The 21,622-nt window shown below is 63.1% G+C and carries 16 protein-coding genes and 4 pseudogenes; 16 read left to right on the top strand and 4 right to left on the bottom strand.

The genetic code is table 11. The features are described from left to right. Positions 1-103: 103 nt before the first annotated feature. Positions 104-1,252, bottom strand: a pseudogene (locus tag AZL_RS24515) (IS256 family transposase); the annotation flags it as partial. A 260-nt stretch (positions 1,253-1,512) separates the two neighbouring features. Here AZL_RS24515 and AZL_RS24510 point away from each other — a divergent pair. From AZL_RS24510 to AZL_RS34745, 9 genes and pseudogenes are all read left to right on the top strand, one after another. After that, entirely contained in the window at positions 1,513-2,283 is a 771-nt protein-coding gene (locus tag AZL_RS24510) for an SDR family NAD(P)-dependent oxidoreductase (RefSeq protein WP_012977116.1), read from the top strand. Between the two features lie 52 nt (positions 2,284-2,335). Continuing rightward, positions 2,336-3,796: an aldehyde dehydrogenase family protein gene (locus AZL_RS24505; RefSeq protein WP_012977115.1), complete on the top strand. Its 1,461-nt coding sequence runs from the start codon at positions 2,336-2,338 to the stop codon at positions 3,794-3,796. Positions 3,797-3,807: 11 nt separating this feature from the next. Further along, positions 3,808-5,406 carry a GMC family oxidoreductase gene (locus tag AZL_RS24500; protein WP_247894443.1) on the top strand — a complete coding sequence of 533 codons (1,599 nt, stop codon included), beginning with the start codon at positions 3,808-3,810 and terminating at the stop codon, positions 5,404-5,406. Positions 5,407-5,500: 94 nt separating this feature from the next. Continuing rightward, complete coding sequence (locus AZL_RS24495; protein ID WP_052293765.1) at positions 5,501-6,181, top strand: SDR family NAD(P)-dependent oxidoreductase; 681 nt, start codon at positions 5,501-5,503, stop codon at positions 6,179-6,181. 62 nt (positions 6,182-6,243) lie between these two features. Further along, positions 6,244-7,488: a cytochrome P450 gene (locus AZL_RS24490; protein ID WP_012977112.1), complete on the top strand. Its 1,245-nt coding sequence runs from the start codon at positions 6,244-6,246 to the stop codon at positions 7,486-7,488. Positions 7,489-7,566: 78 nt separating this feature from the next. Next, a complete protein-coding gene (locus AZL_RS24485; protein WP_042445226.1) occupies positions 7,567-8,211 on the top strand; it encodes a TetR/AcrR family transcriptional regulator in 645 nt (214 codons plus the stop codon). A gap of 538 nt (positions 8,212-8,749) precedes the next feature. Beyond that, a complete protein-coding gene (locus tag AZL_RS24480) occupies positions 8,750-10,444 on the top strand; it encodes a DUF1302 domain-containing protein (protein ID WP_012977110.1) in 1,695 nt (564 codons plus the stop codon). Between the two features lie 46 nt (positions 10,445-10,490). Next, positions 10,491-11,828 (top strand): DUF1329 domain-containing protein, encoded by a 1,338-nt coding sequence (locus AZL_RS24475; protein ID WP_052293763.1) that lies wholly within the window; start codon positions 10,491-10,493, stop codon positions 11,826-11,828. 238 nt (positions 11,829-12,066) lie between these two features. Next, a pseudogene (locus tag AZL_RS34745) lies at positions 12,067-12,252 on the top strand (transposase); the annotation flags it as partial. 47 nt (positions 12,253-12,299) lie between these two features. Here the strand turns inward: AZL_RS34745 and AZL_RS24470 are convergent. Both AZL_RS24470 and AZL_RS24465 read right to left on the bottom strand, forming a co-directional pair. Continuing rightward, the gene (locus AZL_RS24470; RefSeq protein WP_012973089.1) at positions 12,300-12,512 is read right to left on the bottom strand and encodes a hypothetical protein; all 213 of its coding nucleotides are present in this window, start codon (positions 12,510-12,512) and stop codon (positions 12,300-12,302) included. Positions 12,513-12,518: 6 nt separating this feature from the next. Next, a pseudogene (locus AZL_RS24465) lies at positions 12,519-12,881 on the bottom strand (transposase); the annotation flags it as partial. Between the two features lie 74 nt (positions 12,882-12,955). Between AZL_RS24465 and AZL_RS24460 the strand changes: the two are divergent. The 7 genes and pseudogenes from AZL_RS24460 to AZL_RS24425 form a co-directional block, all read left to right on the top strand. Next, positions 12,956-13,348 (top strand): IS66-like element accessory protein TnpA, encoded by a 393-nt coding sequence (locus AZL_RS24460; protein ID WP_012973093.1) that lies wholly within the window; start codon positions 12,956-12,958, stop codon positions 13,346-13,348. After that, positions 13,345-13,503, top strand: a complete 159-nt coding sequence (gene tnpB / locus AZL_RS24455) for an IS66 family insertion sequence element accessory protein TnpB (RefSeq protein ID WP_012977096.1) — start codon at positions 13,345-13,347, stop codon at positions 13,501-13,503. The genes AZL_RS24460 and tnpB (AZL_RS24455) overlap by 4 nt, the downstream gene beginning before the upstream one ends. 474 nt (positions 13,504-13,977) lie before the next feature. Then, positions 13,978-16,068 (top strand): recombinase family protein, encoded by a 2,091-nt coding sequence (locus AZL_RS24445; RefSeq protein ID WP_012977106.1) that lies wholly within the window; start codon positions 13,978-13,980, stop codon positions 16,066-16,068. Positions 16,069-16,103: 35 nt separating this feature from the next. Next, positions 16,104-16,295, top strand: coding sequence for an IS66 family insertion sequence element accessory protein TnpB (gene tnpB / locus AZL_RS24440; RefSeq protein WP_158306013.1), 192 nt, complete (start codon positions 16,104-16,106; stop codon positions 16,293-16,295). Positions 16,296-16,377: 82 nt separating this feature from the next. Further along, positions 16,378-18,022, top strand: a protein-coding gene (locus AZL_RS24435) for an IS66-like element ISAzs20 family transposase (RefSeq protein ID WP_148219608.1) whose coding sequence is annotated in 2 segments (ribosomal slippage) — positions 16,378-17,150 and positions 17,149-18,022 — 1,647 coding nt in all. Because the reading frame shifts where the segments join, the coding sequence is not laid out codon by codon here. Between the two features lie 6 nt (positions 18,023-18,028). Next, on the top strand, positions 18,029-18,241 hold the full coding sequence (locus tag AZL_RS24430; protein WP_012973089.1) for a hypothetical protein: 213 nt from the start codon (positions 18,029-18,031) through the stop codon (positions 18,239-18,241). A gap of 39 nt (positions 18,242-18,280) precedes the next feature. After that, positions 18,281-19,084 (top strand): annotated as a pseudogene (locus tag AZL_RS24425) (ISAs1-like element ISAzs5 family transposase); the annotation flags it as partial. Between the two features lie 163 nt (positions 19,085-19,247). Here the strand turns inward: AZL_RS24425 and AZL_RS24420 are convergent. Further along, positions 19,248-20,969 carry a methyl-accepting chemotaxis protein gene (locus tag AZL_RS24420; RefSeq protein WP_012977103.1) on the bottom strand — a complete coding sequence of 574 codons (1,722 nt, stop codon included), beginning with the start codon at positions 20,967-20,969 and terminating at the stop codon, positions 19,248-19,250. Positions 20,970-21,622 lie beyond the last annotated feature (653 nt).

Here is a 21,622-nt window from a genome sequence, read left to right as displayed (position 1 = left end):
CCCAACGTTGATCATCTCAACGCGGCGACCAGACCGCTCGCCACCCTGGTGAATAAAGGCGGCTAATTCATAACTCGGGCTGTCTCACAGTCGTTGACACGTTCCGGACGGTTCGGTGTCGGACGGTAGCGAACACGCTCTCGATGGGATTGCTGGTCCGGATGTGATCCCAGTGTTCGGCCGGGAAGTCGTAAAAGGCGAGCAGCTCGGCGCGGTCCTTGGTCAGGCACTCCACCGCCTTGGCGTACTTGATCGCGTATTTCTTCACAAACGTCGCCATGGCGGTTTCCGCGGCGGCGCGGTCCGGCGCCATCCAGATCTCGCGCAAGTCCTGCTTCATCGCCGGCTGCACCGTTTTGGCCACCTTGTTCAGGACGTTGGCGGTTTTGTGCACCCAGCACCGTTGCTGCCGGGTGGTGGGGAAGATCTCCTCCAGCGCCTTCCAGAAGCCGAGCGCTCCATCGGCGATGGCGAGTTCCGGGGCGATGGTGAGGCCGCGCGCTTGGATGTCCACAAGCAGTTCGCGCCAGCTTTGCGCGCTCTCACGCACGCCGACCTGGAAGCCGACCAGTTCCTTCCGGCCCTCCGGGGTGGCGCCGATGATCACCAGCATGCACTCGGCCACCGGCTCCATGCGGGCCTGCAGGTAGACGCCGTCGGCCCAGATGTAGACGTAGCGCCGGGCCGACAGGTCGCGCCGTTGCCAGCGTGCGTAGTCGGCCGCCCACTCCTCCTTGAGCCGGCCGATCACCGAGGCTGACAGGTTCGGGGCGTCCTTGCCGAGCAAGGCGCTCAGCGCCTCCTGGAAGTCGCCGGTGGAGATGCCGCGCAGGTAGAGGATGGGCAGCAGCGCGTCCAAGCTCTTGGTACGCCGTGCCCAGCGCGGCAGAATCCCCGAGGTGAACCGGATCCGCTCGCCGTCATCATCGGCCCCGCGGTCGCGCACCTTGGCCCGCCGAACCTCCACCGGCCCAATGCCGGTCTGGATCGCGCGCTCCGGGCCGTAGCCATGTCGGACGACCCGCTCGCGGCCGTCCGGCAGCTTGAGGTCGTTGACACGTTCCGGGAGGCCAGGAAGCTTTCCACCTCCGCCTCAATGGCCTGTTCAAGCAATCGGCGCGCTCCCGCGCGCAGGATGGCCGTCAGTGGATCGCCGATCTCCTCCGGCTGACGTAACCGGACAACCTTGCTATCCTCGGTCATGGCGTATCGCTCCTCTGGAGGTTCGGGCAGGCTCGTCACCCGCCTCGATACGCCGCCTTCCTCACACCGTCATCACCCACTTTCCCGCATAGCTCGGGCATGCCCCACCCCCAGGGCGATCACCAAATTTCCACCACGTTCGCGGACACTATCGGCTTTCTCAGCAAATTGTTCGCAAAGCTTACTTTTCTATTGAAGCGGTGCCCCGATTCAGGCACTCTCGCTAAATAAGGCGAGTGCCTGAATTCGGGTTGTGGGCTGGCCATTCTCATAACCGCTAAGAATCCACTGAAAAATACGGAGCGGGCAATGGTGCACGATGCACTTGCAGTGTTCGGACTCAGCGGCAAAACGGCGATCGTTACAGGAGCCGCGTCCGGCATCGGTCGAGCCACCGCCACCTTGTTCACCGAAGTCGGGGCGCGGGTTCTGTTCGTCGATCTGGACGGCGAAGGAGCGCGTCAGGCGGCCGAGGAGGTCGGCGCCGATTGGGCGGCCTGCGACATCGCTGACGAAGCGGCCATCCGCAGCCTTTACGATCTTGCGGCCGAACGGCTCGGCCACGTCGATATCCTTGCCAACGTCGCCGCCTATCGGCGCAAGGCCGACACCATGACTATGCCGGCATCGGAATGGGACATCATGCATGCGGTCACCGCGCGGGGCACCTTTCTGATGATGCGCTCGGCGATCGACGCGATGCGCCGGCAGGGGACGGGAGGCTCGATCGTCAACGTGTCCTCGGTCAGCGCCAAGCACCCGACCATCTTCAGCAACACCCATTACGATGCGGCCAAGGCCGGGGTGGATGCGATGACCCGCGCTGCGGCCATCGAATTCGCCAGCGACGGCATCCGGGTCAATTCAGTGCAGCCGGGCGGCACCGCCAGCGGCGGGGCCAAGGCGATGACGGTGGAGCAGTTGCCGACGGGGCCAATGACCCAGCCGGGCAGGATTCCGCTCCGCCGCATTTCCGAGCCGGTGGAACAGGCCCGTGCCATTCTGTTCCTGGCCAGTCCGGCGGCCAGCTACATCACAGGGCATCATCTGACGGTCGATGGCGGCTACCACGTATCGTGACGCCTTTTCGTTGCCGCATGCCCTTGCCTCATCAAAGATGGAGGTGTTTCCGATGATCGCCGAAGCCGCACTCGGCCTGTTGCCTGATCCCAGCCTGCTGATCGGCGACCGCAGACTTGCCGAAGCGAGCGGCGGCCGGTATGAGCATATTTATGCTGCGACCGGCCGGCCGACCGGCACGATTCCTCTGGCCGGCGAAGCCGAGATCGATCTGGCCGTGGCCGCCGCCCGTGCTGCGGCGCCCGGTTGGGCGTCTCTCCCTGGCGACCAGCGCCGCAACTTGCTTCTGCGGTTCGCCAGCTTGCTGGAGCAGGAAGCCGACACGCTGGCCCGACTGTCGGTGATCGACAATTCGATCGCCATCGGCATCGCGAAATACGGCCCCTACGTCGCGGCGGATTCGTTCCGTTACAATGCCGGCTGGGCCGACAAGATCGGCGGCGAGGTCATCTCGACATGGCCGGCGGCGGCGCTCGACTACACCCATGACGAGCCCTATGGCGTCGTCGCGGTGATAGTGCCGTGGAATGGTCCGGTCTATGCAATGGGAATGGTTCTGGGGCCGGTGCTGGCGGCGGGCAATACGGTGGTGGTCAAGCCGCCCGAACTGGCCCCCTACGCGGTGCTTCGGTTGGGCGAGTTGTTCCTTCAGGCGGGGTTCCCGCCCGGCGTGGTCAACATCGTGCCCGGCGGGCCGGCGGCTGGCGCGGCGCTGACTGCCCACCCCGACGTCGACAAGATCCACTTCACTGGCAGCGGCCACACCGCCCAGCACATCCTGGCGAACGCGGCGAAGCGGATGACGCCGGTGCAACTCGAACTCGGTGGCAAATCGGCCTCCCTGGTGTTCGACGATGCCGATCTCGATGCGTTTTCCGGGCAGGCGCTGGCCGGCATCGTCAACAATTCCGGCCAGGGCTGCATCAACCCGACACGGCTGCTCGTGCAGTCCGGCATCTATGATGCGGTGATCGAACGGCTGCGTGGAATTGCCGACGTCCTGACCGTCGGCGATCCGACCGATGAGGCCACGGTGATGGGGCCGGTGGTGGACCAGAGGGCGGTCACCCGGATCATGGGCATGGTCGGTCGTGCGGGGGCCTGCGGCGCGCGGTTGCTGACCGGCGGGCACCGTCTGGGTGGAGCGCTGGCCGACGGTTATTTCATCGCGCCAACCGTGTTCGCCGATGTGCCGCCCGATGCCGAATTGGCACAGACCGAAGTGTTCGGCCCGGTGCTGGCGGTCACCCGTTTCGACACCGAGGAGCAGGGGGTCGCCATCGCCAATGGAACGGTGTTCGGTCTGGCTGGCTATTGCTGGACTCAGGATCTGAAACGTGCCCACCGCGTCGCCCGGTCGCTGACGGTCGGAAACGTCTGGATCAACGGGTTCACTGGCATTCCGGCCTCGGTCCCGTTTGGCGGTAACCGGCAGAGCGGCTATGGCCGTCTCGGAGGGATTCATGGCATTCGTGAGTTCCTGCGGCCGAAAAATGTGTGGATTGCCCTGTGACCGGGGAGCTTGTGCCCGACGTCATCATCGTCGGCGCCGGCAGCGCCGGGTGCGTTCTGGCTGCCCGGCTGTCGGAGGATCCGCGCCGTACCGTGATCCTGCTCGAAGCCGGTGGGAAAGGTGGTGGTCTGCTGGTCACCATGCCCGCCGGAAGCTTTGCCCTGATGGGCAGGGCCAACGCGGATTGGAATTACCGAACCGAGCCGGACCCGACGATCGACGGGCGGACTCTGACCTGGTCGGGCGGGCGCATGCTGGGCGGATCCAGCGCGATCAACGGCATGGTTTATTCGCGCGGTCAGCGCCAGGATTACGACCGATGGGTGGCCGATGGCGCTGCGGGCTGGAGCTGGGATGAGGTATTGCCTTATTTCCGCAAGTCGGAACGCATCGCCGGGCCGGACCGGATGGTTCGCAACGCTGAGGTTCACGGCTCCTCCGGCCCCCTTGTGGTCGGGCCGAGCGCGGTTCGCCATCCTTTGACCGATGCGGTGCGGGATGCTTTCGTGGCGGTCGGGATCCCCAGACGGGACGAGTATTGCGCAGGCGATCAGCATGGCGTCTATGATATCCTGACAACGGCGGTCGGTGGGCGGCGTTGCAGCACGGCCATCGCCTTTTTGGAGCCGGCGCTGAAGCGGCCGAACCTGCGCGTCATCACCGGCGCCATCGCCGACCGCGTGCTGGTGGAAGACGGGCAGGCTGTCGGCGTCGCGGTCCTGCGCGACGGCATGCCGATGGAACTGCGCGCCCGCGAGGTGGTGGTGAGCGCCGGGACCATGGGCTCCCCCGCCATCCTGATGCGTTCCGGCATCGGGCCGGCCAGTCATCTTCGCGAGTTGGGGCTTACCGTTCACGCCGATTTGCCGGTTGGGCGCAATCTTCAGGAACATAACGGCTTCGCCATCAGCAAACTGGTCGACCGGCCGACCTACAACAGCCCTGCGGGGCCGCTGACCATTGCTTCCAATCTCGTGCGCTGGCTTGTCGCGAAGAATGGGCCGATGGCTTCGGCGGCGGTGCATCTGATGGCCGGGTTCAAATCGAAACCGGATCTGTCGGAGCCGGACATTTCCTCCAGCTTCCTACCGCTGGCCATCGATCTCAGCACCGGGCGGCCGCGCCTGCATCCCAAACCGGGCATCACCGTCGGGGCCAACTGCATGCGTCCCGACAGCCGCGGCGAAATCAGGTTGCGCGACACGGATCCGCGCAGTCCGCCGGTGATTGAGCACCGGCTGCTCGGTGACGAGCGCGATGTCCGGCGTCTAGTCGCGGCCGGTCGGATACTGGCCACTGTCTTTGCCGCCGCTCCGCTGGCGAAGCATGTCGTAGGCGCGTGCAACCCCTCGCAGATTCCGGAGAGTGACGCGGATTGGATCGCCTACATCCGATCTTCCGCTGTTATTGGCTATCACCCGGTCGGCACCTGCCGGATGGGTGGTGCCGGATCGGTCGTCGATGCGGCATTGTCGGTGCATGGGATACGCGGATTGCGGGTGGCTGACGCCTCCGTGATGCCGACCCTGGTTTCCGGGAACACCAACGCCGCGGCGATCATGATCGCCGAACGGGCCGCCGACTTCATCGCGGGACGCGCCACCGCCTGATGGTGCCGTCGCCCCTCCCGTATATGGGATTATTACTGTTAAGGCAACTGCCCTAATCCCATCTTTCAACCGATCGATCTGGAGTGCGATCATTTTGCTCAATGCCTTCGATCTTTCTGGACAGACGGCGCTGGTTGTCGGCAACGGGAAGATTCCCCATGCTATCGCCCGGCTGTTCGCTGAAGCCGGCGCCGTGGTCACTCACGAGCCGGAACCCGCCTTCGACGAAGCTGCCATAGCCTCGCTGGTCGGGGCGCATGGCACCCTTGATATTCTGGTCAACGGCGCGGTGCGGACCGGGTTCTGGCCGCTCGACGGGTTGACCATGGAGGAATGGGATCGCGTGCATGCGGTCAATGCACGAGCGGCGTTTCTGCTGATGAAAGCTGCGGTGACAGTCATGCGCGCGCATGGTCGTGGTGGCCGCCTCATCAACATCTCCACCATCGGATCGGTGCATCCCGTGCTGAACGGCAACTACGCCTACGGAGCTTCGCGAGCGGCCACCAACGCCTTGACCCGCCAGTTCGCGCTCGACTTCGCGGCCGATGGCATCCTCGCTAACGCGATCCTGGTGGGTGCCGTCCTGTCCGATCCGTTTCCGGACGGATGCCAGATGCCACCGACCGGGCCGGGCGCGACGCCCGGCCGGATGTTGCGGGGCCTCGGTTCGCCCGAGGATATCGTACCGACCGCCTTGCTGCTCGCTTCTGCGGCGGGCCGCTACATCACCGGGCAGACCATCGCGGTGGATGGCGGGTTCCTGGTCTCCTGAGTCGCCGCTTCATTCATCGCAATCCAGTTCGTCGCGGCCTTTACAATAAGCGAGGACAGATCATGGCAGAGTCCGCAGAACAGGGACCTTATGTCGACGCCAATGCGATTTTCAGGCGTGTGCCAGCGCCGCCCCACATTCCCGCCGACCGGATGATCGATTTCGACTACCGGCATCCTGCCGGACTGGAGGAGGGGGATGTCTACACCGCGCTGAAGCGGTTGCAGGACGGGCCGGAGATCGCCTGGACTCCCCACAATGGCGGACATTGGATCGTCACTCGTGGCGAAGATATCAAGTGGGTACAGGAAACCTATGAGATTTTCAGCCACGAGGAGTTTACCATTCCGCGGGGTGCCGCGCCGATCAAGATGCCGCCGCTCACCACCGATCCGCCCGATCATGGTCGTTTCCGGTCGGTTCTCAACCCGGCGTTCACGCCCGTTCAGGTCAACAAGATGCGCGACAAGGCGCGTACGCTGGCCATCGATCTGATCGAAAGCCTGCGACCGGAGGGGACATGCGAATTCGTCGGCGACTTCGCCAGGGTCATGCCGGTCACGGTGTTTCTCGGCATCGTCGACCTGCCGCTCGATCGCCGCGAGGAATTCGTGGAGTGGGCCCTCACCTTTATGGTCGCCGATGACATGGCGGATCGGTTGGCGGCCCAGGGCAAGATCGTCGCCTATCTAAGGACCGTGCTGGACGAGCGTGAGCGCAATCCCGGCGACGATCTGTTGAGCCGCATCGTTGCCTGGCGGAAGGATCCTCGTTTTGGCGGCGAGCATGAAGTGATGGGCATGGCGCTGCTGGTCTTCTTCGGCGGGCTGGATACCGTGGCGAGTATGCTATCTTTCGTCGCGCACCATCTTGCCAGCCATCCCGGCCATGTCCGTCGGCTGCGGGAGGAACCCGGCATCATTCCACGCGCTGCGACAGAATATCTGCGGCGATTCGGTCTGTCCAACACCGGCCGGCTCATCAAGAAGGACACCACGTATAAGGGTGTCACCTTTCTGAAGGACGAGATGATCATGGTGCCGATCGGGCTGTCGAGCATCGATGACCGCCTCTACGATGACCCGTTCACTGTGAACTTCGACCGCGAGGTATCGGTGCTCAACACCTTTGGCAACGGCCCCCATCGCTGTGCCGGGGCGCCTCTGGCGCGGGTCGAGCTGGAAATCTTTCTGGCGGAATGGACCAGCCGTATGCCCGATATACGTCTGGATCCCGATCGCCCCGCCATCACCCACGCCGGTGTGGTCAATGGTGTTGAACGCCTGCATCTTCTCTGGGATGTTTGATCCGTAAGGTTGCCCGCCATTTGGTGGTGATGGGCGACGGCGGGCGGTTGGACGGTGGCCGAGGATGCTGGGAACGCGATGAGCAAAGCGCGCTGGAACATTGCCTCCACATCGACTGCTCTGGTCGATACGGCGGAGGTCCTTTTTGCCCGTCATGGATTCGAAGGGGTTTCCCTTCGCAGCATCTACAATGCCGCAGGGGTCAGCAACAAATCAGCTGTCAGTTATCATTTCGGCAGCAAGGACGACTTGGTCATGGCGATTTGGAAGCAGAGGCTTCCAGAGCTTGAAAGGCGGCGCAAAATTCTGTTCGAGGAAGCCCGCGCGGCTGGTCGTCTGGACGACCCCGTCACCTTGATGACGCTGCTGTTCCAGCCCTTCTGTGATCTGACCGACTCTGAGGGCCGGCACACCTACGCCGGCTTTTTCCGTCATGCCTTGCGTTCTCCGAAGGTATGGTCCCAGCGGATGGCGATAATGGATCCGTCGGAAACCGGCGGTGAAGTCCTGGCTCGTCTCGAGCGCCAATTGCATGTGCCGAGGTATGAATTGTTTCTCCGGCTCCGGCTGTTGTCCTGCGCCTTCTGCGATCTGCTGGTCGAACGCGATGACGACATCGTGGAAGGGAGGCCAGTGAAGACCGACGATGACTTCCTTCGCGATGCCATCGATATGGTGGTGGGTGGATGCAGCTTTCAGCGCAAGGCCGATGTGCGGCCATAGACAACGGTTCTGCCGCTTCAGGACACGGCCCGTGCTGTGACGTTCAACCCCCGGGCAACAACCTCCAGCGGCTCATCGCGCAGCAGGCGCGTGACAGCCGCCACCTTGCTTGCGTGCCGCGGAGAAGCGTTGGGGCGTGCTGGCGTCCGCGTTCGAGGGGGCGCCTACGCCAGCGTTTTGGGCGCGCTTCGGCGCCCCCTCAGGCTTACGTTCCTGTTCCTTGTCCATCTCGAAGCCTTCCGGCTGCGGTGCAATCTACCACAGCCGGGTGTCCCACCGAACCGTGCCGCTCCCCAATCTGCTGTTCAGTGGTCGATACCGTAGGGGGTTCCTGTGTGAGCCCGCAACGTGACGGCGGAGATCTCGGCAAGATATTCTATTATGTGAACGACATTCGTTTTTCTTGACATACCGATGTGCCGATAGTTAGATGATGCTGATAGTTTGGCATTGGCTCTGTAAGCGCTCTTATGAGCTCAGTTTGATAAGAGCGCTGCAAAACTTCAAAAAATGCAAGAGCTGGAAGGGGAGGCCGGTAATGGGTGATCGATCAAACAAAAATGAACAAAAAATGAGGAGTGACATTGCTCTCTGGGTTTTTCTAGTCGGGACGGTGATCAGCCATTCCGCAAGCGCACTGGAATTTGAAACTGGAAATTCCGATTGGTCCATCCGATTGGATAACACCATCAAGGGCAGTTCCGGGATGCGGGTGGGCGGGCGGCAAAGTGCGATCGCAAACAACCCAACATTCGACGAAAGTGATTACAAATTTGATCGCGGCGATTTTGTAACCAACCGCATTGATTTGCTCAGCGAGTTGGACATCACGTATCAGCGTGTCTATGGAGTGCGCGTCAGCGGCGCGGGGTGGTATGATGCCGCCTATAATAACAAGACCAGCAAGCAGAATCCTACTTTGGCTGCGGCTGGGTACAGCGGAAGCTATTTTTCGAACAAATACTCTAAAGAAGTCGAGCGTTTCTATAATGGGCCGTCTGGCGAACTGCTCGATGCTTTTGCTTTCGGAAAGATCGACGTGGGCGATTCACCGATCAATTTCAAGATCGGTCAGCATGCGATCTCATGGGGAACCTCGACCTTCGATTTCTTCCAGAACGGCATCGCCTATGGTCAGGCACCGATCGATGGTCGGAAGGCCCAGGCGGTTCCAGGGTCCACGCTGAAGGAAATCCTTCTTCCCGTTGCTCAGGCCAGCGCGCAATGGAGTGCCACGCCCAGCCTGTCACTGGCTGCCCAGGTCATGCTCCATTGGCGCCCGTCACGTTTTCCCGAGGGAGGCACCTATTTCGGTTCGGCCGACTTCCTGTTTAGCGGACCTGATCAGTTTCCCCTGGCCCCTGGTTTGAATGTACCCCGCCAGTCGCCGTTGACTCCCAAGAAGGCCTTCAATGGCAGCTTCGGGACCAGTGTGGCTTGGTCGCCGGAGATTCTTGAGGGTGGCACTCTGACCGGTTATTATCGTCAGTTCGATGATCCGACGCCTTGGCTCGCTCCGCAGGTTCTTCTCAGAGGGGTACTGCCCACCGGCTATCGCATGGTCTATCCGAAGGATATTCGGATGGTCGGCACGAGCCTAAACGTCGATATCGGGGGTTACAGCGTCGGCACCGATATTTCCTTCCGCAGCAACGCGCCTTTGTTGGCCTCCGGGATAAGCCCCGTCGACAATGAGGGGCCGCGCGGCGATACTGCCCACGTCAACCTCAACGCCGTCGGCGGTCTGACGCCTACTGCGCTCTACGACACAGGTACCTTTATCGCGGAACTCTCCTATGAGCGCCTGATGTCCGTGACCAAGCACGCCGAACTCTTTAACGGAGTTGGCTACGGCGGCTGTTCGAATGGAACCCGCACAGGGCCGGGTAGCAAACGCGACGGTTGTGCCAGCCGCGACTTTGTGGGTATTGGCGTTCAGTTCTCGCCGCAATGGCTTCAGGTTCTGCCTGGTATCGACCTGACGATGCCGCTCACCGCGAGCTACGGCCTTTATGGCAACGGCGCCACTTCTCTCAGCGGTAGCCAGGGCTCCTATACCTACTCGGCATCGCTGAAGGCTGACATTCGCCAAGCCTACACCGCGACGCTGACCTATGCCAAGAGCCATGCCGACATCAACCAAATCGTGAACGGAGTCGCCATCAGTGGCAACGGGAACTATGCCGGCAATGACCGCAGCTGGGTTTCCCTGTCCGTGCAGACCACTTTCTGATCAAGCTCGGAGTGAGCCAACCATGTTTTCCCGGATGTTTCTAAGCATGGCTTTCACCGCAGCTCTCGCGAGCTCGGCGACGGCGGCGGTAACGGCTGAAGAAGCCAAGGCGCTGGGCGCCACCCTGACGGAATTCGGCGCTGAAAAGACTGGGAATGCCGATGGTAGCATTCCCCCTTACAGTGCGGAGGCGGCCAAGATCGCTCCGCCTTCCGGTTCGGATCCCGCCAAGGGAGTGCTGCCCAATCCATTCGCCGATGACAAGCCCCTGTTCACCATTACCCAGCAGAATATGGCCCAGTATGCCAAATCCCTCGATGAGGGGGCACAAACGCTTCTTAAGCGCTGGCCCGATTTCAAGATCAACGTTTACAAGACCCGCCGGACGACGACCTATCCGGACTGGGTTTTGAAGAACACGGTGGCGAACGCCACCCGCGCGTCGCTGGTGAACGTCGGCGGCGATGGGGTGCAGGGGGCTTATGGCGGTATTCCGTTTCCGATTCCCAAATCAGGACTGGAGGTTTTGTGGAACCACCTGTTGTCGTGGCAGCCGCTTGCCACCGAATTGACGGTGGATGGTTATATGGTGGATGGCGCGGGCATGGTGACGGAACTCAACGTCTCTAACACCTATTTCGAAACGCAATATTACAACCCCGACAAGACTGCACTTGAGGGTGCCTATAACATGATGAAGGCTTCGACGATCGCTCCGCCGCGATCCGTCGGAGAAATCAATGTCGTCTGGTACTCCGGTGATTACAAAAAGATCGATCAGAAAGCCTGGGTCTATTCACCGGGACAGCGTCGTGTCCGTCTTGCTCCGGAGTTCGCATATGACACGCCCGCCGCGCCTTATGGCGGGGTCCTGTTCTATGATGAAATCTACATGTTCTCCGGCCGTCCCGACCGCTTCGACTGGAAGCTGATTGGGAAGAAGGAGCTTTATGTTCCTTACAACACATACGATCTTTATAACGGTTCCGCAGACAAGACCTTCGGGCCGCAGCACCTCAACATGGACCGGGTGCGCTACGAGTTGCATCGTGTCTGGGAGGTAGAGGCAACCCTGAAGCCGGGTGCGCGGCATGCGATGTCCCGCCGGAAGTTCTATTTCGACGAGGACAGTTGGAAGATTTTGGCGACGGTCGGTTACGACCAGGCGGGGCAGACCTATCGCATCGGCAACCAGTACTGCGCCCAGATTTACGATCCGAAGACGCCCTTCCTGGATTGCAGTTTTGCGATCTATGACCTGGCCAAGAACCAGTATATGCTGACGCCGCAGTATGGGGATCGCGGAGGGATCAAGCATGTTGCCCCTCTGCGCTCTCCGTCCGAGACGACGGCGGCCGGCATGCAGGGCGGCGGCGTGCGGTGAGCCAGGGTTTTTCTCCGGCTGATAGCGTCCACGGACGTGGTGGAAATTTGGTGATCGTCCTGGGGGTGGGGCATGCCCCACCCCCAGGACGACGGCCTGTTCGAAAGAGATGGTCATTGGATTGGTCGGCTAACCTGGAAAATTCATCAGGGCTGGCGGATGTAGCTTAACCCTCTGATTTGGCATAAGATTTGGTTGTCGAAGCCAATCCCCGCCATTTCTGGACGCCACACCCGCCATGATTGAGACTACCCTACCGCTGCCAGGGCTGTCATCCGTCGGCAGCAAGACTGTTGTTGCCCGGTTCGATGGCGGAGAGCTTTCGTCGGATGCCGGGGTGCTGGCCGTGCGCGAGATCGAATCCCGGCTTGGCGTGGCGGCTCGGCTGGCCGCCTGCCTGGACGATCCGCGCGCCCCGGATCGGGTGGTGCGTACGCATCCGGTGAGTGACGCGGGTGCGGATCGAATCGTTCAGCGTGCTGCTCGGTGGATTTGGATGAGTTCCTTAAGGCTTTCGACGCCATCTTCGGTCAGGGCATGGAACCACTGCTCGCCTGGGCCGAACACGGCCAGGCAACCGTCCTCCGGCTCCAGCTCGATGGCAATGTCGATCAGCCATTCGACGTCCTCGCCGAGGATCTCGGCGACGCGCTCCATGGTCACGAGGTTGCGGGTTCTGGCCATGGTTCCTCAGATCGCCGTGGTCGCCTCGTGCAGCCGCTTCCATTCCCAGGGCAGCAGTTCGTGCAGCTTGGTCTGCGGCAGATCGTTGATGCGGGCCAGGACGTCGGCCAGCCACGCCTGGGGATCGATGTCGTTCATCTTTGCCGTCACGATCAGGCTGTACATGGCGGCGGCGCGCTGCCCGCCTCGATCCGATCCGCAGAATAGCCATGCCCGTCTGCCCAGTGCGATGCCGCGCAACGCTCGTTCGGCGGCATTGTTGGTCAGGCAGACCCGTCCGTCGTGCAGGAAGCGGGTGAAGCCTTCCCAGCGGGTCAGCATGTAGTCCATCGCCTTGGCCACCGGCGCGTGCTTCGTACCCCTCCGCCGAGCGCCGCCTTGTGACCGAGCGGGGAAGCTGAATCATTGTGCCTGTCCCTATGGCTATCCCTATGGCAGTCCCTATGACTATCCAACGCGTCGAGGTGATCACGGGCCAGGAGCGGCGGCGGCAGTTCAGCGACGAGGAGAAGCTGCGGCTGGTCGAAGAGGCGTTCCAGCCGGGCGTCAAGGCGACCGAAGTCGCCCGGCGCCTGGGCGTGGACGTCAGCCTGCTGTACCGCTGGCGCCGCCAGTTCTTCGGTCAGCAGCCCCGGCTGCCCGCCTTCATGCCGATCACCGTCGCCACCGACGCTCCGGCACCGGAGGAGGTGGCAGAGCCGACAGCGGCGCCAGCGGCCCCACCAGCCGGTCTCATCGAGGTCGAATTCGCGACGGCGCGCTTGCGCATCACCGGCCCGGTCGATCCGGCCCTGGTCGGCACGGTGATCGCCGCGCTGTCGGGACGGTCGGCATGATCCCGGTCCCCTCGGGCGTTCGGGTCTGGCTGGCGGGCGGGGTCACCGACATGCGCTGCGGGATGAACTCTCTGGCGCTGAAGGTCCAGGAGGGTCTTGGCCGCGATCCCCATGCCGGCGATTTATACGTCTTCCGTGGACGTCGCGGGGATTGAGCGTCATTCAGCATACAGTTTCGAGTCGGCTCGCGTGGAGTATCCGTGGCACCCGCTGTACGGGAAGACATTGAGGGTGGTGAGCCGGACAGTACGTGGTGGTCACTCCGTCCTGTGGCTCGAGGAACGCCCTGATACCGCCCGGGAATTGCCGGCCTGGATGTGCGACGCGGCCTACTGCCTTGATATGGCGGCATTGTGTCCGCCGCAGACCACAGTCGCAGCCCTTAGCGCATTGGCGGCAGTTCTCTCGGATCTGCGGGACTCGATCGGCGACGGCGCAGCATCGGACAACTCACCCACGGAGGAGGTTGCCGATGACCAGACGACCGCGGCCGACGTCCCAACTCTCGCTCGCTCTCTCTGTTCCGCTTCAGGACATCGCCGTTCCGGACGAAGTCGTGCAAGTACTGGCGGATCTCCTCTTGGAAGCTGTGGGCGCCCATCTCGACATGGAGAACAGGGAGGAGGCCCATGAGCACCAAGATCACCGTTGATCATCTGGGCCGCGGTGCCGCGATCTATGTTCGCCAATCCACACCTGGTCAATTGATCAACCACACGGAAAGCCGTCGCCGACAGTATGACTTGGCTGATGCCGCACGGGCGGCTGGGTTCGTCGATGTCATGATCATCGATGAGGACCTTGGCCGCTCCGGTTCCGGCCTCGAATGCCGTCCTGGCTTTCAGAAGCTGGTGGCGGCGGTCTGCGCCGGCACCGTCGGTGCCGTCTATTGCATCGAGGCATCGCGGCTGGCCCGCAACGGCCGGGATTGGCACCACCTCATTGACCTTTGTGCTCTGGCTGGGGCGTTGGTCGTCGACCCAGATGGGGTCTATGATCCAAGGCTGCTGAACGACCGCCTTCTGCTCGGCCTGAAGGGAACAATGTCGGAGTACGAACTCAGCCTGCTGCGTCAACGCGGCATCGAAGCCCGAGACGGAAAAGCCCGTAGGGGCGAACTGCGGTTCACGCTACCGCCCGGCTACTGCTGGAACGAGGCCGGACGGATCGAAATCGATCCTGACGCGCGCGTTGCCGGCGCGATCCGGATGCTGTTCAGCAAGTTCCGCGAACTGGGCAGCGCCCGCCAAGTTTTTCTCTGGGCGCGCGCCGCCGAGCTGTCACTCCCCGTCGTGCGGCGCAACCTCATCGCCTGCAAAATCCTTTGGCAGCCGCCGGCCTACCACACGGTGATCCAGGTCCTGCAGAACCCGATCTATGCCGGCGCCTACGTGTTCGGCCGACGGGGTAATCGGACTCGCGTTGTCGAGGGTCGGGCTCGGAAGACGAGCGGGCATAAACGAGAGCGCACCGACTGGAATACCCTGCTGCGCGACAACCACGAGGGCTACATCACCTGGGCCGAGTTCGAGGAGCATCAGCGCATGCTCGAGGAAAATGCCCACATGCAGAAGCGTGCCGCCCGCAAAGCTGGCCGTGGTGGCCGTGCTCTGTTGACCGGGCTGGTCCGGTGCGGGCACTGCGGTCGCAAGATGCGGGTCTTCTACGGCATGCAGTCGGGGCATGCCCACCGGTACCAATGCCGAGGTGACGATGCCCATGTCGGTGTCGGTCTGTGCATCGGCATCGGCGGTATTCGTGTCGACCGGGCGGTCGTGGCGCAGATGCTGGAAGCCGTCTCTACCAGAGCGGTGGAGGCTGCCCTGCTTGCCGCCGACCAGGCGGCTGCGGCGGGGGCGGAAGAGCGGGCAGCGCTGGAGCGCGAGTTGGAGGCGGCCCGCTATGATGCCTCGTTGGCGGCTCGCCGGTACGACCTCGTGGAGCCGGAAAAGCGCCATGTTGTGAGAGAACTGGAAGCGCGCTGGAATACGGCTCTGGAACGGGTGGCGCAGATCGAACGTCGGATTGCCGAGGCCGAGGCGCGCTCATCGGCGCGCCCAAGGGTGAACAGGGCGGCTCTTCTGGGGTTGGCTCACGATCTGTCGGCGGCCTGGAATGCACCGACAGCGGACACGCGAACTCGGCAACGTCTGACCCGGCTACTCGTGGAGGAGGTGGTGATCGACCTCGACGACACAGCGCACGAGGCGGTGCTGCGGATCCACTGGGTAGGTGGCCGACACACCGAACTGCGTGTCCCACGGGCCAGGACCGGGCGTCGAGCGAACAAAGCACATCCAGGAGCGGTGGAGGTCGTGCGCAAGCTGTCCGGGCATTGGCCGGATCATGAGATCTCCGTCACGTTGAACCGCATGAAGTGCCGAAGCGATAACGGAGAGACCTGGACGACCGTGAAGGTTCGGTTGTTGCGGGAGCGACTTGGCCTTTCCGATTTCGACCCGACTGTACCCCGTCCCGAGACGCTGACGGCCGACAAGGCAGCGAAGCGGCTCGGCATCTCGATTCCCTCCGTACACCGCCTTATTCAGCGTGGGATCCTGCCGGCAACGCAGCTTGTCTCATCGGCCCCGTGGCACATTCCCGTGGCAGCCTTGGACACGGACGCCGTGCGAACGGGCGTGAACGAGATTAAGGCGCGGCGCCCCAAGAACCTCATTGATTATCAAAGAGATGAGACGATGCCGCTGCCAGGATTGTGAAAGGAGGGATGCACTATGTCACGCGATTTGGTGACATGGTGAAGTGCCTGTGGCATGACGGGCTCGGCATGTCGCTTTACGCCAAGAGGCTTGAACGGGGCCGTTTCATCTGGCCCAGCCCGGCCAGCGGAGCCGTGGCCATTTCCGCGTCCCAGTTCGCGTATCTGCTCGACGCCATCGACTGGCGCAATCCGCAGCAGACTTGGAGACCGCGCTCGGCCGGATAGGCTGCGGCACAGTGAATCAACCCGCCGCTCTCCGGCGGGAAGAGCGAGGATCGGTGCGGGTTTCCGGGTACAATCCGGCCCCATGGACGCCCTGCCCGACACCATCGACGCCCTGCGCGCCGCGCTGATCGAAGCGCGTGGCCGGGCTGCGTTGGCCGAGGCGGACGCCGCCCAGGCGCGGGCCGAACGGTCCGGCGACCAGGCGCTGATCGCCACCCTGAAGCTCCAGATCGAGAAGCTCCAGCGCGACCTCTACGGCCGGCGCTCCGAACGGACCTCCCGACTGCTCGACCAGCTCGAATTCCAGTTGGAGGAGGCGCAGGCAAGCGTCGGCGAGGACGATCTGGCGGCGGAACAGGTGGCCGAGGCGACCGGCGCGGCCCGCATCACCCGCAAGGCGCCGTCGCGCAAGCCGTTCCCGGCGCACCTGCCGCGCGAGCGCGTCGTGATCCCGGCGCCGGCGGTGTGCCCATGCTGCGGCTCGACCCGGCTGTGCAAGCTGGGTGAAAGCGTGACCGAGACGGCCGAGCGCATTCCCGCGCGGTGGAAAATCATCCAGACGGTGCGCGAGAAATTCTCCTGCCGGGACTGCGAGACGATCAGCCAGCCGCCGGCACCGTTCCACACCACGCCGCGCGGCTGGGCGGGGCCGAACCTGCTGGCCACGCTGCTGTTCGAGAAGTTCGGCCAGCATCAGCCGCTGAACCGCCAGTGCGAGCGCTTCGCCAAGGAGGGCATGGAGATCAGCCTGTCCACCGCGGCCGACCAGGTGGGGGCGGCCTGCGGCGTGCTGAAGCCGCTGCTCGACCGGCTCGCAGCGCATGTGCTGGCGGCGGAGCGGTTGCACGGCGAGCCCGAAGGGCCAGCGAAGCTACGACACGACCGTGCCGGTGCTGGCGAAGGGCAAGACCGACACCGGCCGCATCTGGGTCTATGTGCGCGACGATCGCCCCTTCGCGGGCGCGGCGGCACCGGCGGCGCTGTTCCACTACTCCCGCGACCGTGGCGGCGGGCATCCCGAGGCACATCTGGCCGGTTGGGCCGGAGTGCTGCAGGCCGACGCCTATGCCGGATACAACCGCCTCTACGACGCGAGCCGCCAGCCGGAGCCCGTGGCCGAGGTCCTGTGTTGGGCGCACGCGCGTCGGAAATTCTTCGAACTCGCCGATATCGCCGCCAACAAGCGGCGCGGCAAGGGGGCGCCCCCGATTTCTCCGCTGGCGCTGGAGGCGGTGCGGCGCATCGACCCGCTGTTCGACATCGAGCGCGAAGCCCTCGGGCGCTCGGCAGCCGACCGTCTGGCGGTGCGCACAGAGCTGTCCAAGCCCCAGGTCGAGGAACTGGAAAACTGGATGCGAACGGCCCGGGCCGGGATGTCGAAGCACGCGCCGGTGGCCAAGGCGATGGACTACATGCTGACCCGCTGGGAAGGCTTCACCCGCTTCCTGCGTGACGGACGGGTCTGCCTGACCAACAATGCTGCCGAACGAGCGTTGCGTGGAATCGCCCTTGGCAGGAAGGCATGGCTATTCTGCGGATCGGATCGAGGCGGGCAGCGCGCCGCCGCCATGTACAGCCTGATCGTGACGGCAAAGATGAACGACATCGATCCCCAGGCGTGGCTGGCCGACGTCCTGGCCCGCATCAACGATCTGCCGCAGACCAAGCTGCACGAACTGCTGCCCTGGGAATGGAAGCGGCTGCACGAGGCGACCACGGCGACCTGAGGAACCATGGCCAGAACCCGCAACCTCGTGACCATGGAGCGCGTCGCCGAGATCCTCGGCGAGGACGTCGAATGGCTGATCGACATTGCCATCGAGCTGGAGCCGGAGGACGGTTGCCTGGCCGTGTTCGGCCCAGGCGAGCAGTGGTTCCATGCCCTGACCGAAGATGGCGTCGAAAGTCTTAAGGAACTCATCCAAATCCACCGAGCAGCACGCTGAACGATTCGATCCGCACCCGCGTCACTCACCGGATGCGTACCCACCACCAGCCGTCTGGTCCTCGGCCAGGAGGCCGTCGAGGACAAAGCCAGCGAACTGGCGGCCATTCCGGTTCTGCTGGAGCGCCTGGCGACCGAGGGCGGGCTCAAGGGCGCGATCGTCACCATCGACGCCATCGCCTGCAACGCCACCATCGCCCAGGCCGTTCGCGACGCCGGGGCCGACTATCTGCTGGCGGTCAAAGCCAACCAGCCCACCCTGCGCGACGAGATCGAGAGTTTCTTCACCAGCGCACCGCCGGAGACGCTCGATCACGCCGCCGATATCGACAAGGGCCATGGCCGGATCGAGCAGCGCGCGGTCACGGTCGCGCGCGAGGTCGATTGGTTGAGCGGCGCGCGGCGTTTTCCCGGCGAAGTCCGCCTGCCCGCCGTCGCCGCCATCGTTCGGGTGGTCGGCAAGACCGAGCTGAAGGATCGTTGCCGCACCGACACGCGCTATTACATCACCTCCGCCCCGCTCGCCGCCCAGGCGGCGGCCGAGGCCGTGCGCGGCCATTGGCGCATCGAGAACCAACTGCACTGGCTGCTCGACGTCGTCTTCAACGAGGACCGGTCCCGCTTGCGCAAAGGCCACGGCGCCCTGAACATGGCCGTCGTCCGCCACTTCGCCATCAACCTCGTCCGCAAGGCCGCCGAACCCGCCCGGCCGCGCTCCGGATTACGGCGCGCCACCAAAAAGCCGGCCGCCACTCCCAGACCCACCAGCATCAAGCTCCGCAGGAAGCTGGCAGGCTGGGACACCGATTACCTAAACGCTATCCTCGACGTTAATATCCGTTAACCCGGATTCGGAGCCCTGGCTTCCAATTGTCACCACCTTGACGGACGTGACCCACCGGCAGTCGGGCGGGCAGCCCGATCGGGTTGGCTGGACCACTGCCACAATGACGATGAAAGGAGTCTGCCGGATTGTCCGAAACCGCCCGGTTCGCCGATCCCAAACATCAGCCGGCAGCGGCGTGCGGCTGATCGATGACCAATTTCACCCCGGAGAGGAAATCGGCAACCTCTGCCGAAAGCCGTTCGGAATGGACAGACAGGGCTCCTGCGGCCTCGCTGACCTGTAGCGCTGCATTTCGTGCGGTTTCTGCGGCCGCGTCGACCTGACAGATGGCGTTGGCCGCCTCCTGGCTACCCATAACGGCTCGCTCCGCATTGGCGGTAATGACCTGTGCCGCCCCCGCCTGGGTTCCGGCCGTGATCATCACCTCGCCAATAATGCCGTTGACGTCGCGAATGGTGCCGCCGATCGCGCGGATCGCCTTGACCGCGCCGCCGATCGCCAATTGCAATGATTGAATCTGACCAGCTATGTCGTCGGTCGCCTTGGAGGTCTGGTTGGCCAGACTCTTCACCTCGTTGGCGACTACCGCAAAACCACGGCCGGCCTCGCCGGCGCGGGCTGCTTCGATGGTTGCGTTCAGCGCCAGCAGGTTGGTCTGCGAGGCGATGCCGTTGATGAGCTGGACGATTTCTCCGATTCGTTCCGCCGCAACCGACAAGGCGCGCACGGTGGCGTTGGTCTGCTCTGCTTCAAGAGCCGCCCGTGCGGCGATCGATTGGGAATGGGTGATGCGGTTTTCGATGTCACGCGTCGAAGCCGTAAGGTCGGTGATCGCCTCCGCCACCATCTGGACATTCAGCGAGGCCTGTTCGGAACCCTCGTTGGCGACCGTCGATTCCCGGCTGGCCTGATCGGCACAGGTCAGCATCGCCTGTGCCGTCGCCTCCAGCTCCGTCGCAGCGGCGGCCAGCATTCCGACGAGCCCGCCAGCCTTGCTTTCGAAGCTGCGGGTCAGCGTTTCCAATTCCGTGCCGCGCCGCTCCCGCTGGGCAGCGTCAGCGGCCAAAGTCAAGTCGGTCTCCCGCTTAGCGATGAGCGCGTCCTTGAAAATCTGCAAAGACCTAGCAAGACGCCCGACCTCGTCGGCTCGCTCCGTCCCCGACACCTCCGCATTGAGATCGCCGGCAGCCAGCCGCTCAACCGCGCGGGTCACGCCAAGCAATGGGCGGATTACGAACAAAACCAGAATGGTAACAAGCAGGCCTAGCGCCATGGCCAGACCGACGACGGCGCCGATCAACAGGCCAGATCGCATCACCCCGACATCGTTCACGATGTCGCTCTTGGCGTCAGCCATTGTAGAGCGGGCTTCGGCGACCACCTGCGCCATGTTCTTGATCAGAGCATCAAGCGCGCTCCGACCGGCCGCGACGTTCTGAACGAGAGCACCCTCGCGGTCGCCACGCTTCATGACGTCGAAGATTCCATCCATGGCGGACTGATATATGCGAAGCGTCTCTTCAGACTCGGCGATCGACGCCCGCGACCGCACCGAAGAGCTGATATCTTTCAACTTTGTAAAGCTCTCCTTCGTACGATCGAGAGACGCCCTGAATTCGCCGGTGAAGAAGGTCACGTCGTCGGGTTCGACGGCCGCAAGAATATCTCGCTGATTGATCGCGACATCCAGGATCTGCGCCTGAAGGGTCAGAGCCAGTTCGAGCTGGTGCAGCGGCGCCGACGTCAACTCATCGGCTTTGCGCAGGAGAAAGCCAAATCCGGCATTCGCTGTCACGACAATGCCGCTGATCACCGCCAAAAGAAGAAAATTGGGAATCCACATCTTCCACATGAGCGGCATGTTACCGACAATCTTCTTCACTGTTCCCTCCCGATTGCGGATGCGATCCCGCCCGCCTCTCGCCTTACAAGACGGCCGATTTGCACGCTCGCCTTTACCTCGGCTGTGCGCGGAGCCGTCCCGTCATAGCTGCGCCATCATCGGCCCCTTGTCCCAAAGCCAGACAATGGAGTTGAACCGTAACTCTCGGCATCGCTCCGGAACGTCGCCGCACGTAACGGAACTCATTCGTTCACGCAGTTTTGGTAACCAGTCCCATCACCCAAAACCACAAGATCCGGAACCAAACGAAAGCCAAGCCCCTCGGAAACCTCAATCTTTGATTATTTTTCCACCACCCCCAGTTCCATAGACGATCTTGTTCCGCAGGCGCGCTTATATATGAACTATATTCCTATATGCGAACAGAGCTTACTGTGCGGCTCTGCCAGCACGCAAGGGCTTTTTATTGGAAGCCGCCACGGGTCACGTCTGTCAAGGTGGTGACAATTGGAAGGTGGTCAGGAGCGTCGTCGGTCAGGCCGCCTTTGCTGAGGGGAGCGGTGTGATGGCGGGCTCATCGGCGGCGGCGATCCCGACCATGGTTTCGAGCGTCACGGAACGTGTCAACGATTGTGAGACTGAACCGCACCGGGTTTGTCGGAGGCCCCGTTTCTTGAGAGAGAGTGGGATAG

Source organism: Azospirillum sp. B510 (assembly GCF_000010725.1).
GTDB classification, from domain to species: domain Bacteria; phylum Pseudomonadota; class Alphaproteobacteria; order Azospirillales; family Azospirillaceae; genus Azospirillum; species Azospirillum lipoferum_B.
This window is presented reverse-complemented; position numbering and strand designations above follow the sequence as displayed.